The 403-nt window shown below is 58.3% G+C and carries 1 pseudogene; it reads right to left on the reverse strand.

Annotated features, from left to right (window positions below):
- Positions 1-12: 12 nt before the first annotated feature.
- Positions 13-403 (reverse strand): annotated as a pseudogene (locus AC1DIX_RS28075) (alpha-amylase family glycosyl hydrolase); the annotation flags it as partial.

A 403-nucleotide genomic window follows, 5' to 3' on the forward strand; every position in this document is an offset into this window, starting at 1 on the left:
GTATCACCTCGTCGTCATGCTCGCGGATATAGGTATCACCTCGTCGTCATGCTCGCGGATATAGCCCAGAATGCGCCGGTTCTCCGGTGTCAGAAATCGGAGCGATCCTCTGCCGAAAGCGGGATGGCGACTGCGCAAGGCCAGCATTCGGCGCGTCCAGTTCAACAACGAGTGCGCGTCTGAAGTCTGGGATTCGACGTTGAGGGCCTCATAGCCATATTGCGCGTCCGAAACGGGCGGAAGCACCAAGCGCGCAGGATTGGCTTTAGAAAACCCGCCGTTACGATCGGGGGACCACTGCATCGGTGTGCGAACGCCGTCGCGATCTCCGAGATAGATGTTGTCGCCCATTCCGATCTCGTCGCCATAGTACAGCACAGGTGTGCCACGCATCGATAGAAGA

The organism is Massilia sp. 05N420 (assembly GCF_056397205.1).